The organism is Sphingomonas sp. TDK1, from assembly GCF_001650735.1.
In the GTDB taxonomy this organism is placed as follows: domain Bacteria; phylum Pseudomonadota; class Alphaproteobacteria; order Sphingomonadales; family Sphingomonadaceae; genus Sphingomonas.
In genome coordinates, this window is record NZ_LXVY01000048.1 from 127036 (window position 1) to 139095 (window position 12060).

The 12060-nt window shown below is 68.3% G+C and carries 10 protein-coding genes; all 10 read right to left on the bottom strand.

Annotated elements, in window-relative coordinates:
- Window positions 1-109: 109 nt before the first annotated feature.
- Window positions 110-1372: a cell division protein FtsA gene (gene ftsA / locus A7X12_RS23590; RefSeq protein ID WP_064313874.1), complete on the bottom strand. Its 1263-nt coding sequence runs from the start codon at window positions 1370-1372 to the stop codon at window positions 110-112.
- Window positions 1372-2340: a cell division protein FtsQ/DivIB gene (locus A7X12_RS23595; RefSeq protein WP_064313875.1), complete on the bottom strand. Its 969-nt coding sequence runs from the start codon at window positions 2338-2340 to the stop codon at window positions 1372-1374. The genes ftsA and A7X12_RS23595 overlap by 1 nt, the downstream gene beginning before the upstream one ends.
- On the bottom strand, window positions 2337-3251 hold the full coding sequence (locus A7X12_RS23600; RefSeq protein ID WP_064313876.1) for a D-alanine--D-alanine ligase: 915 nt from the start codon (window positions 3249-3251) through the stop codon (window positions 2337-2339). The genes A7X12_RS23595 and A7X12_RS23600 overlap by 4 nt, the downstream gene beginning before the upstream one ends.
- Window positions 3252-3390: 139 nt before the next feature.
- The gene (murB, locus tag A7X12_RS23605; protein WP_198162164.1) at window positions 3391-4278 is read right to left on the bottom strand and encodes a UDP-N-acetylmuramate dehydrogenase; all 888 of its coding nucleotides are present in this window, start codon (window positions 4276-4278) and stop codon (window positions 3391-3393) included.
- 133 nt (window positions 4279-4411) lie between these two features.
- Complete coding sequence (murC, locus tag A7X12_RS23610) at window positions 4412-5824, bottom strand: UDP-N-acetylmuramate--L-alanine ligase (protein ID WP_064313877.1); 1413 nt, start codon at window positions 5822-5824, stop codon at window positions 4412-4414.
- Between the two features lie 12 nt (window positions 5825-5836).
- Window positions 5837-6988, bottom strand: a complete 1152-nt coding sequence (gene murG / locus A7X12_RS23615) for an undecaprenyldiphospho-muramoylpentapeptide beta-N-acetylglucosaminyltransferase (protein ID WP_064313878.1) — start codon at window positions 6986-6988, stop codon at window positions 5837-5839.
- Window positions 6985-8217 carry an FtsW/RodA/SpoVE family cell cycle protein gene (locus tag A7X12_RS23620; protein ID WP_064313879.1) on the bottom strand — a complete coding sequence of 411 codons (1233 nt, stop codon included), beginning with the start codon at window positions 8215-8217 and terminating at the stop codon, window positions 6985-6987. Before A7X12_RS23620 ends, murG begins: the two co-directional genes overlap by 4 nt.
- Window positions 8214-9611: a UDP-N-acetylmuramoyl-L-alanine--D-glutamate ligase gene (gene murD / locus A7X12_RS23625; protein ID WP_084446030.1), complete on the bottom strand. Its 1398-nt coding sequence runs from the start codon at window positions 9609-9611 to the stop codon at window positions 8214-8216. The genes A7X12_RS23620 and murD overlap by 4 nt, the downstream gene beginning before the upstream one ends.
- The gene (mraY, locus tag A7X12_RS23630) at window positions 9608-10681 is read right to left on the bottom strand and encodes a phospho-N-acetylmuramoyl-pentapeptide-transferase (protein ID WP_064313881.1); all 1074 of its coding nucleotides are present in this window, start codon (window positions 10679-10681) and stop codon (window positions 9608-9610) included. Before mraY ends, murD begins: the two co-directional genes overlap by 4 nt.
- Window positions 10669-12054, bottom strand: coding sequence for a UDP-N-acetylmuramoyl-tripeptide--D-alanyl-D-alanine ligase (locus tag A7X12_RS23635; RefSeq protein WP_064314115.1), 1386 nt, complete (start codon window positions 12052-12054; stop codon window positions 10669-10671). Before A7X12_RS23635 ends, mraY begins: the two co-directional genes overlap by 13 nt.
- Between the last annotated feature and the right edge of the window lie 6 nt (window positions 12055-12060).

A 12060-nucleotide genomic window follows, 5' to 3' on the forward strand; every position in this document is an offset into this window, starting at 1 on the left:
TGGTCTCCCGTGGCAGCGCCTCGCGCGCGCTGCGCAACCTGATATTCTCTGATGCACGAACCGAAGCGTCGACTCTAGTCACCACTAGCACCCCGGCGGACGCTTTTCCTTAATAATTCGCGCGGAACGCCGCGATCAACCGCTGGAACAGCGCGCCCGGGCTCGCCCGGGTGACGAGCTGGTGCCGGCTTGGCTCCAGCGTGCGCAGGTCGATCGGGTCGGCTGCCGCGAACTGGGTGAGGCCGGCCAGCGTCGAGAAGGCCGGTCCCGCATGCGCGTTCGGCATGGCAAGCAACCCGCGCGGTCGCCCCACGCGTACCGCATTGCCCAACGCCTGCTGCGCGTAATCGGCGATCCCGGCCAGCTCCGCACCGCCCCCCGTGAGCACGATCTGCCGCCCCACCGGCTCCTGAAAATTGAGCTTCTTCAGCTCCTTCTGGATTTCCGCGACGATGCGCTCCAGGCGCTGGCGAATGACCGTGTTGAGCGCCGCCTTGGTGATGCGCGGCCCCTCGATGCCCTCGTCGGCCGTGGCGGGTGCGACGTCGATCGTCTCGCGATTGTCACGCGGGGAAAGATTGGCCGAGCCGTGGAAGCATTTGGTCCGCTCCGCCCAGGCACGCGCGGTACCGAAGGCGGCGGCGATGTCGTCGGTGATGTCTGCCGACCCCATCGGGATCGATGCCAGCCCCGCCAGCACGCCCTGCGCGAACACCGAGACGTTGGTCACCCCCGCCCCGATCTCGACCAGTGCGACGCCCAGCTCGCGCTCTTCCTCGGTCAGGCAGGCAAGGCCGGTCGCGACCGGCGCGGCGATGATCGAGCGCACCTCGAGATGCGCCGAGCGCACACACAGGTCGAGGTTGCGGACCGGTGAGCCGTCGGTGGTGACGACATGCACGTCGACGCCGAGCCGATCGGCATGCAACCCCAGCGGCCGCTTGACGCCGCCGAGCCCGTCCACCGTGTAGCGTGTCGGCTGCGCATGCAGCACCATCCGCCCTTGCGGATCGATCGCCCCGCGCCCGGCCTTGAGCAGATCGTCAATATCGGCCTGCTCGACCCGATGGCCGCCCAGATCCGCCTCGACCTTGACGACGCTGGAGACCAACCCGCCCGCCGAGAAGCTCACCCACACATCCTCGATGTTGAACCCGGCGATCCGCTCCGCCTGCTCGACCGCCTCGCGGATCGCGATTTCGGTGGCATGCATATCGGCGACATAGCCGCGCTTCACGCCCCGGCTTTCGCGCTGGCCGGTGCCGAGCACGATCAGATTGCCTTCGTCGGTCCGCTGGGCGATCAGCGCCGAGACCTTTGACGATCCCACGTCCAGCGCGGTGATCAACCCTTCGGGTGCTACCTTCGCCATCAGCCTTCCCCCTTGCCGGTGCCCGCCGGCGGCGTTGTTGTCGTCGTTGGAGCGATCGGGGCCACCGTCGGCGCGCTCGGCGTCGGCTGCGGCGGCTCGATTACGCCCTGCCGACGCACAACCAACTTGTTTGCGTCGCGCATGTCAAATCCGAGATAGCCGCGGCCCAGCAGCCGCTGCGTTCCGTCGATCTGCACGAACTTCTTCAGTGCCGCGATCGCTTCGTCCTCGCCCTCGGGCAGCTGCAACTTCTCGCCCGAGGTGAAGAAGATGTCCCAACGGCGATTGCCCACCCAGCTCGTCGCCTTCACCAGCGGCTTCAGGCCCGGCTGCGTCTCCAGCAGGTGCTTGCGCGCCGCTTCCTGGGTGTTCGCGCCCTCGCCGATCAGCAGCGGCAGATCGGGCATGGCCTCCGGCGACACCGCCTCCAGCGGCACGCCCGACGGATCGATCAGCATCAGCTGGCCATGGTTCTGCCAGACGGCGGCAGGTATGCGCTCCTCGATCGCGATGTGCAGCGTGGACGGCAGCCGGCGCGAGACGCGCGCGTCCTTCACCCAGGGGAATTGCAGCAGCCGCGCACGCACATCCGCCAGGTTGACCAGCGGCATCGCACGGGAATTCTGGTCGAGCACCTGATCATAGACCGTCTCGCGATCCATCCGCTTCAAGCCGTCGATCTGGATCTCGTCGACCTTCAGGCCCGCATCGCCCACCGCCTGCGCGAACCCGATGCCGATCATCTGCGGCACCCCGGCAAGGATGCCGATCGTCAGCACCACCGCGCCGACCGCGCCGACGATGCTCCAGGTCACCAGCTTGTGCAGCGTCTCCGGGCTTACCGGCAGGCCGGCGATCGCCTGGTCGAGCACACCCGCCCGCTGCGGCCGACGCGCGGTGCTGCGCGGCTTCGGCTTGTCGCCGCGCCGCGTGGTCGCGCGCTGCGCTTGGGCGGGCCTGCGGCTCACAATGCCTCCTCGACGATCCGTTGGACCAGGCTAGCATAGTCGATGCCCAGATGGCGCGCCTGTTCGGGCACCAGGCTGAGCGGGGTCATGCCGGGCTGGGTGTTGACCTCGAGCAGGAACAGACCTTCCACGCCCTGATTGTCGTCCCAGCGGAAATCGGCGCGCGAGGCGCCCTTGCAGCCGAGCAGCCGGTGCGCATCGAGCGCGATCCGCTTGCACGCCTCGGCCACGTCGTCCGGGATCTGTGCCGGGAAGACGTGCTCGGTCAGCCCATCGGTGTATTTGGACTCATAGTCGTAGAAGCCGCTCTTGGGCTTCAATTCGGTGACGCCCAGCGCCTGGTCGCCCAGCACCGCCGTGGTCAGTTCCCGCCCGCGGATGAACGGCTCCGCGAGCAGCTCGTCGAATTCCTGCCAGGGGCCGCGCGCGTCCGGGTGGATCGGGTTGCCGACATTGCTCTCGGCGGTGACGATCGCCACGCCCACCGACGAGCCCTCGTTGACTGGCTTCAGCACATAGGGACGCGGCAGCGGGTCCTGCCGATACAGTTCCTCGCGCGACACCATCCGCCCGCCGGGCATCGGGATGCCTTGCGGCACCAGCGCCTGCTTGGTCAGCTGCTTGTCGATCGCGATCACCGAGGTCACCATACCCGAGTGGGTATAGCGGATACCCATCAGGTCGAGCATGCCCTGCACGCTGCCATCCTCGCCCGGCGTGCCGTGGAGAGCGTTGAACACCACGTCCGGCTTGGCTTCGGCGAGCTTGGCGGCGACGTCGCGATCCAGGTCGATCCGGGTGACGCGGTGGCCCAGGCCTTCCAGCGCATCCGCGACGCCATTGCCCGACATCAGCGACACCTCGCGCTCGGCCGACCAGCCGCCCATCAGCACGGCGATGTGGAGGCTCATGCGATCCTCCCCCGCCAGGGGGAGGTGGCGCCGAAGGCGACGGAGGGGGCGGACGCACGACGGGCGGCGGGAGTTCCTCCCCCTCCGTCACGCTGCGCGTGCCACCTCCCCCTGGCGGGGGAGGATTGATACACCACACTCACTTCGCCACTCCCACGCGCTGAATCTCCCATTCCAGTTCCACGCCCGACTGCGCCTTCACCCGCGCGCGGACGTCCTCGCCCAGCGCCTCGATGTCGGCGCTGGTCGCTTCCCCCAAGTTGAGGAGGAAGTTGCAATGCTTCTCGCTGACCTGCGCGTCGCCGCGGCGCAGGCCCCGGCAGCCGGCGGCGTCGACCAGCACCCAGGCCTTGTGTCCCTCCGGGTTCTTGAAGGTCGAGCCGCCGGTCTTCGAGCGCAGCGGCTGCGATTCCTCGCGTGCGGCGGCGATGCGGTCCATCTCGGCCTGGATCTCGTCCGAAGGCTTGGCGAAGCCGCGGAAGGTGGCGCTGACCACGATCGCGCCTTCGGGCAGGCTGCTGTGGCGATAGGTGTAGCCGAGATCGGCATTGGCCAGCACGCGCCGCTCGCCCGAGCGGAGCACGATGTCGCACTCAACCAGGATATCGCAGGTCTCGCGGCCATAGGCGCCGCCGTTCATCCGCACGAAACCGCCGACCGTGCCCGGGATCGAGCGCAGGAACTCGATGCCGCCGATGCCCCAGTCGCGCGCCTTGGACGAGACGAGGATGCCCGAGGCGCCGCCGCCGCAGCGCAGGGTGGTTTCGTCCAGTTGCTCGACGGCGGCGAACGCCTTGCCGAGGCGGATCACCACGCCCGGTACCCCGCCGTCGCGGACTATCATGTTCGAGCCGAGGCCGAGGCCCATCACCGGGGTGGCGGGGTCGAGCGCGGCGAGGAAGGATGCGAGGTCGTCGGCATCGGCCGGCTCGAACAGCCACTCCGCCGCGCCGCCGCTCTTGAACCATACGAGCGGCGCAAGCGGGGCGTTCGGCGTGAGTTTGCCGCGCGTCTCAGGCAAATTCATAGCCCCTCCCCTTCAGGGGAGGGGTTGGGGTGGGGCAGTGTCTCACCGAGACCAACCTCTGGTCTGGCATCCCTCCACCCCCAAACCCCTCCTCCCAGGAGGAGGGGCTTAAGAAAAGAAACGGCGTTCTGGCTCACGCATCCCCCCGCGCAGCCGCAATCGCCGGCGCCAGACCCGCCGCCCATTTCGTGATGTCACCCGCCCCCAGGCACACGACCATGTCGCCTTCGCGCACCACCCCGCTTAGCGCCCCCGCCAGCGCCGTCGCATCGGTGATCGCCGCCGCCGCCCGGTGGCCGCGATGCGAGATCTGCTCGACCAGCGCATCGGCATGGATGCCCTCGATCGGCACCTCGCCCGCCGGATAGACCGGTGCCACATACACCATGTCGGCATCGTTGAAGGCCTGGGCGAACTCGTCCATCAGGTTGGCGAGTCGCGAATAACGGTGCGGCTGCACCACCGCGATCACCCTGCCCCGCGTGCTCTCGCGCGCCGCCGCCAGCACCGCGCGGATTTCCACCGGGTGGTGACCATAATCGTCGATGATCGCCGCGCCGGCCACTTCGCCCACCTTGGTGAAGCGCCGCTTCACGCCGCCGAACTTGGCGAAGCCCTGCTGGATCGTCGCATCCGGGATGCCCAGCTCCAGCGCCACGCCGATCGCGGCGAGCGCGTTCTGGACATTGTGGCGGCCGGGCATCGGCAGCTCGATATGCTCGATCGAGCGAGTCGAGCCGTCGCGATTGCGGATGATCGCCTCGAAGCGATTGCCCCCGGCATGCGGCGTCACGTTCACGCCGCGCACGTCCGCGCTGGCCGCGAAGCCATAGGTGACGATCCGCCGGTCGCGAACACGCGGGATGATCGCCTGCACTTCCGGATGATCGAGGCACAGCAGCGCCGCGCCGTAGAAGGGCACATTCTCGACGAACTCGACGAACGCCGCCTTCACCTTCTCGAACGAGCCATAATGGTCGAGATGCTCGGGATCGATGTTGGTGACGATCGCATAGGTGCCGTCGAGCCGCAGGAAGCTGCCGTCGCTCTCGTCGGCCTCGACCACCATCCAGTCGCTGTCGCCCAGCCGGGCGTTCGAGCCATACTGGTTGATGATCCCGCCGTTGATCACAGTCGGGTCCACTCCGCCCGCATCGAGCAGCGCCGCGACCATCGAGGTCGTCGTCGTCTTGCCGTGCGTGCCCGCCACCGCAATGGTGGACTTCAGGCGCATCAGCTCGGCGAGCATCTCGGCCCGGCGCACCACGGGGATGCGGTTCTGATAGGCGGCTTCGACCTCGGGGTTGGTCCGCACGATCGCGGTGGAGACCACCACCACTGCCGCCTCGCCCAGATTCTCGGCGGCATGGCCGATGGTGACGGGAATCCCGCGGTCGCGCAGGCCCTGCACGACATAGCTGTCCGCAACGTCCGAGCCCTGCACCTTGTAGCCGAGATTGTGCATCACCTCGGCAATGCCCGACATGCCGATGCCGCCGATGCCGACGAAGTGAATGGTACCGATGTCGGTCGCGACGCCCTTCATGCGCCAAAATCCTTACGCAAAAGCAGGCCTTCCGTTGATGATCTTTGCCGGGCGACCGGCAGGCGCCTTTGGCGCGTGGATGGATTCGACGAGATCGGCCAGGTCGCGCACCGCGTCGGGCCGGCCGACGCCGCGCGCGCGCGCCGCCGCATTCTCCAGCGCCTTGGTATCGAGCCCCAGTTTCTGCATCTGCTTGGCGAGCTCGGGCGCGGTAAAGGCGCGCTGCGGGATGGTCCGCGCGCCGCCTGCCTCGGTGATCTCGCGCGCGTTCGCCGTCTGGTGATCGTCGGTGGCGCTGGGCAACGGCACCAGGATCGCCGGGCGACCGGCGGCAGTCAGTTCGGCGATGGTCGAGGCCCCTGCCCGCGCGATCACCAGATGCGCCCAGGCCAACCGCTCGGGCATGTCGGGCAGATAGGTCGCGACCTCGGCGGGGATCTCGTGTTGCTGATATTTGGCGCGGACCATCTCGATGTCCTCGATGCGCGCCTGGTGCGTCACCTGCAGCCGCCGGCGGAAATGCACCGGCAGCAGCGCGAGCCCATCGGGCACCACTTGGCTGAGGATCGAGGCGCCCTGGCTGCCGCCGGTCACCAGCACGCGGAACAGCCCGTCTTCCTCCAGCATCGGATAGGGCTTGGCGCGCAGCGCCAGCACCGCCTCGCGCACCGGATTGCCGGTGAGATGGGTCTTGGCCTCCCAGCCGGGCTTCATCCGCTCGACCTTGTCATAGGAGGTGGCGATCGCCGCCACCCGTCCTGCGACCAGCCGGTTGACCCGTCCCAGCACCGCATTCTGCTCGTGGATCACGGTGGGAATACGCGCGCTGAACGCCGCCAGCAGCGCCGGGAAGGCGGGATAGCCGCCAAAGCCGATCACCGCGGCGGGGCGCAGCTGCTTGTAGAGCTTTCGCGCCATCGCCCGGCCCGCCATCATCTGCCGCGCCGCCTTGAGATAGCCGATCGGCCCGCCGCCCAGCCGTCCGGCAGGCAGCACATGCGTCTCGACGCCCTCGAACAGGCCGGGAAAACGCACGCCGCGCTCGTCGCTGACCAGCGCCACCTGATGCCCGCGCCGTGCGAGCTCCACCGCCAGCGCGGCCGCGGGCACCATGTGCCCGCCGGTGCCCCCGGCGGCGAGGACGTAACTACGGCGTTCGGTCATGCGGCTTTGCTCCAGCGGCCGGTATAGGGAGACCGCTTCAGATACGGGTTTCGGCGCGTGAAAGCGAGCAGCAGCCCATAGCCGATCGAAAGCGCAATCATGGAGGAGCCGCCATAGCTGATGAACGGCAGCGTCATGCCCTTGGACGGCGCAATGCCGGTGTTTACCGCCATGTTGATCAGCGCCTGCACGCCGAACTGCGAGGCGAGCCCCGCCGCCGCGAGCAGCCGGAACGGATCCTCCTCATCGAGCAGCTTCATCAGCACGCGGACGACGATGGCGAGATAGAGCAGCACGATCACCGCGCAGGCGATCAACCCGAACTCCTCGCCGATCACCGAGAAGATGTAATCGGTATGCGCCTCGGGCAGGCGGAACTTGATCTGGCCGCTGCCCGGCCCGGCGCCGAACAGCCCCCCGGCGGTGAGCGTGTCATGCGCCATCTCCACCTGGTAGCGATCGGCGAGCGCGGCTTCCTTGGTGGGGAACAGGAAATTGTCGATGCGGGTGCGCGCGGTACCGTAGAAGAGGTAGGCCGCGACCACGCCGCCGACCGCCACCCCGCCCAGCCCGGCGATCGCGGCAGGCGAGATGCCGGAAAGCATCAGCAGGATCACCCACACCGTGCCGAACAGGATCGTCTGGCCGAAATCGGGCTGGAGCATCAGCAGCACTGCGATCAGCGCAGTGATCGCACCGGTGACGATCATCACCGGCAGCTCGGGATCCTTGGCGCGAAACGACAGGATCCAGGCGGTCGACACGATGAACAGCGGCTTGAGAAACTCGGATGGCTGGAGATCGGAGATGCCGAGGCTGATCCAGCGCTTGGCGCCGTTCACCTCGTGCCCGATGATCGGCAGCAACATCATGAGGCCGAGAAATACCACCGCCCCGGCAAGCGACAGCCGACGCGCCGCCGAGGTCGGGAGCATCGAGACGATGATCAGCACCGGCACGCAGATGCACACCCACATCAGCTGCCGCCAGAAATAATACATCGGCTGGACGATATGCGCCGCATCCGAATAGCGCCGCGCGGTCGCGGGCGAGGCGGCGGCGACCGCCACCAGCCCGATCGCGATCAGCAACAGCGGGAGGAACAGCAGCACGCGGTCCACTTCCCAGAACCACATGCCCGCGCGCGACTTGCTGGCGCGGCTGAGCTGGTTCGAGATGCGCGGTAGGCCGGCGTGTTTCTCTTCCACGTCCCCGGACTGGCGGCTCACCCGAGCGCCTCCACCGCCGCACGGAAGGCATCGCCGCGCGCCTCGAAATCGCGAAACTGGTCGAACGAGGCGCAGGCCGGCGAGAGCAGCACCGCCTCGCCCGGCTGGGCATGGGCGGCGGCGGCGCGGACGGCGGCGTCCAGCGTGCCGGATTGCTCGACGGCCATGTCGCCCTCCAGCAGGCCAGCGAACAGCGGCCCGGCCTCGCCGATCGTATAGGCGCGGACGACATGGCCGAAGCCGGGTCGGCACGCCTCCAGGCTGTCGGTCTTGGCGACGCCGCCGAGGATCCAGTGGATGCGCGGGAAGGCCGACAGCGCGGGCGCGGTCGATTCCGGGTTGGTCGCCTTGCTGTCGTTGACGAACAGCACGCCGCCCCGCGTCGCGATCCGCTCCATGCGGTGCGGCAGGCCGGGGAAGGTTTCGAGCCCCTTGTCGATCGCGGTACGGTCGATGCCGAGCGCCTCGCAGGCAGCGATCGCGGCGAGCGCGTTCTGGGCGTTGTGCGGGCCCTGCAGCGCGGGCCATCGCGACTGGTCCATGCACACGCCCGGCGCGATCTTGGTCACGTCCTCGCTGCGGCCGGACAGCGCGACCTGGCGGGCGATGGTCGCCGAGGCGGCGTCGCCGATGCCGATAATCGCCGCATGGCCCTTGCTCTGCATCGCGAACAGCCGCGCCTTGGACGCGGCATAGCCCTCGAAGCCTTCATAGCGGTCGAGATGGTCGGGGGTGATGTTGAGCAGCACCGCGACGTCGCAGTCGAGGCTGTGGGTCAGGTCGATCTGGTAGCTGGAGAGTTCGAGGACGTAGACGCCGCCGTCCGGGAGCGGCTCCTGCCCCAGGATCGGCAGCCCGATATTGCCGCCGAGGCGCGTCGGGATGCCCGCTGTTTCGATAATGTGGTGGATCAGCGCGGTGGTGGTCGACTTGCCGTTGGTGCCGGTGATGCCGACCACATGGTGCGCCGGCAGAGTGGCGCGCGCCTGTGCGAACAGCTCGATGTCACCGATCAGCGGCACGCCGGCCGCGCGGGCATGCGGCGCGATCGGGTGCCGGTTGAGCGGCACGCCGGGGGAGACGACCATGCCCGCGAAACCGGTGAGATCAGCTTCCAGCGGGTCGGCGAACGCGAATAGCCCCTCCTCCTTGGAGGAGGGGTTGGGGTGGAGGGATTCCAGAACGTCGGTTGGTCTCGGTGAGACACTGCCCCACCCCAAACCCCTCCCCTCAAGGGGAGGGGCTTTAGCGAGCGCATCCCGCGCCGCTTCGTTCGAATCCCACGCCAGCACTTCCGCCCCACTCGCCAGCAACGCGCGCACGGTCGCAGCACCCGAGCGTGCGAGCCCGAGCACCGCGAAGCGTTTGCCGCGCCAGGCGGGGCTGGTGATCACCGCAGCTTGAGCGTCGCGAGGCCGGCCAGCGCCAGCACGAAGGCGATGATCCAGAAGCGGATCACGACCGTCGGCTCCGACCAGCCCAGCTGTTCGAAATGGTGGTGGATCGGCGCCATGCGGAACACCCGCTTGCCGGTGCGCTTGAAGAAGAACACCTGGATGATGACGCTCAGCGCCTCCATCACGAACAGGCCGCCGATGATGCCGAGCACCAGCTCATGGTGGGTGGTGACGGCGATCGTGCCGATCGCCCCGCCCAGCGCCAGGCTGCCGGTATCGCCCATGAACACCGCCGCCGGGGGCGCATTGAACCACAGGAAGGCGAGCCCCGCCCCGATCATCGCGCCGCAGAAGATGGCGAGGTCGCCCGCCCCCGGAACATGCGGGATGCCGAGATAGGTCGCGTAGATCTTGTTGCCCGCGAGGTACGCGATCAACATGAACGCCATGCCCGCGATCACCACCGGCATCGTCGCCAGGCCGTCGAGCCCGTCGGTGAGGTTCACCGCATTGCCGAACGCCACGATCGTGAACGCCGCGAAGGCGATGTAGAAATAGCCGAGGTCCGGATGCACCCAGCTGAAGAAGGGCACGTAAAGCTGGGTATTGCCCTCGGCGAACAGGATGATAGCGCTGGCGATTCCGGCGATCAGGAACTCGCCGATCAGCCGCACCTTGCCCGAGACGCCCGCGGTCTTCTGCTTCCGCACCTTGTCGTAATCGTCAAGGAAGCCGATCACGCCGAAGCCGAGCGTGACGAACATGCACGCCCAGACATAGGCGTTGCGCAGGTCCATCCAGATCAGCAGCGCCAGCGTCAGGCTGGTCAGGATCATCAGTCCGCCCATCGTCGGCGTGCCGCGCTTGGCGAGGTGGCTCTGCGGTCCGTCGGTACGGATCGGCTGCCCCTTGCCCTGGCGCAGGCGCAGCCAGCCGATGAACTTCGGCCCGATCAGCAATCCGATCAGCAGCGCGGTCGCCACCGCACCGCCGGTGCGGAACGAGAGGTACCGGAAGAGATTGAGGACGCCGGGAAAACCCAGCTGCTCCGCGATCAGATAGAGCATGATTGCCTTTCCGCCAGCGCCGCGACGATCGTCGCCAGCCGCACGCCGTTCGACCCTTTGATGAGAACCGCGTCGCCGGGCGCGAGCATCGATTCGAGCGCGCCCTTCGCGGCCGCAGCATCGGCCACATGGACGAAATCCAGCTGCCCCTCAAGCGCGGCGGCCAGCGGTGCCATCGCTTCGCCCACCAAAATGGCTCGGCTCACCCCGGCCTCCGCGATCGGATCGGCCAGTTCGGCGTGCAGCGCATCTGCGTGATCGCCCAGCTCGCGCATCTCGCCCAGCACGGCGATGTGGCGGCCCGGCTCCGCGGCCAGCACCTTCAGCGTCGCGCGCATCGAACTGGGATTGGCGTTGTAGCTTTCATCGATCACCAGCGCGGTGCCGTCGCCCACCGGCACGCGCATCCGCGCACCCCGCCCGGCGAGCCCGCCAAGCTCGGCCAGCGCCAGCCCCGCGACCTCCAGATCGCCGCCGACGGCGTCGACGGCGGCGAGGATCGCCATGGCGTTGGAGACCCAATGTTCGCCCGGCTGGGAGATGGTGAAGCTCAGCTCGCGGTCGCCGAAACGGGCCATGACGAAGGTGCCGCCGCTCCGCGCCCGCATCGTCTCGACCGCGCGATAGTCGGCGCCCGCCCCGAACCCGAAGGTGACGACCTTGCCGGCATGGGGCCTTGCTGCGTCCAGCAACCGCGCGCGATACGGGCTGTCGAACGGCACGATCGCGGTGCCGCCCGGCTCCAGTCCCCGGAAGATCTCGCCCTTGGCGTCGGCAATGGCTTCCACGCTGTCGAAAAAGCCGAGATGCGCGGGCGCGATCGCGGTGACGATGGCGACGTGCGGCCGCACCAGCCGGGTCAGCTGCGCCAGTTCACCGGCGTGGTTCATGCCCATTTCGAACACGCCGTAGCGCGTCTCGCGCGGCATGCGGGCCAGACTCAGCGGCACGCCGGTATGGTTGTTGTAGCTCTTGACCGAGCGGTGCGCGCAGCCGGGATCGATCCGGTCGAGCGCGGCGAACAGCGCCTCCTTGGTGCCCGTCTTGCCGACCGAGCCGGTGACGCCGATGATCTTGGCCGAGGAGCGCTCGCGGGAAGCGGCGCCCAGCGCGTTCAGCGCGGCGGTGGTATCGGCGACGCGGACACTCGGATGGTCGGTCGCATCCGATACCACCGCACCCGCCGCGCCTTGCGCGAAGGCCTGATCGAGAAAGCGGTGCCCGTCGGTGCTCTCGCCCTTCAGCGCAAGGAACAGATCGCCCGGGCCGACCTCACGGGAGTCGAACGCCACGCCGGAAACGGCAAAGTCCGCCGATGCGGTGCCCTGCGCGGCGGTGGCGATTTCCCCGGAGGTCCAAAGCTGACGGCTCATCGCTCC